This is a genomic window from Olavius algarvensis spirochete endosymbiont (assembly GCA_900608495.1).
In the GTDB taxonomy this organism is placed as follows: Bacteria; Spirochaetota; Spirochaetia; order DSM-2461; family DSM-2461; genus UBA2779.
Window position 1 is genome coordinate 1 of the sequence record UWYT01000126.1, and the last position, 438, is coordinate 438.

1 protein-coding gene is annotated in these 438 nt (G+C 51.1%); it reads left to right on the plus strand.

Annotated features, from left to right (window positions below):
- Window positions 1–293: InlB B-repeat-containing protein (locus tag S1OALGB6SA_RS03450; RefSeq protein ID WP_148084014.1), on the plus strand; the 293-nt coding region annotated here is incomplete at its 5' end.
- Window positions 294–438 lie beyond the last annotated feature (145 nt).

The following is a 438-nucleotide window of genomic DNA, read 5'->3' on the forward strand; positions in this document are numbered from 1 at the left end:
GAACCATAGCTATGATCAGTGGTGGTTTGACGCTCTATGCCAAATGGGTTGATAGAACATATTCGGTTACCTACCATGCAAATGGTGCGGGCGGTACCGTGCCGACAGATGCCAATACTTATACTGTTGGCCAAATTGTGACGGCTAAAACGATGGGCGGACTTACGCCTCCTGCCGGCACAACTTTTATTGGCTGGGGCACTCAGGTCATTGGAGGCACTGATGTTCCAGCAGGTGGAACCATAGCTATGCCCAGTGGTGGTTTGACGCTCTATGCCAGATGGCGCTTCTAAGTTAGCCGCTAAAACATATTCGGTTACCTACGATTTAAATGGCGGGAGCGGTACCGTGCCGACAGATACCGATACTTATACTTCTGGCCAAAGTGTGACGGCTAAAGCGGCGCCCACGGGACTTGTGCCTCCTACAGGTAAAACT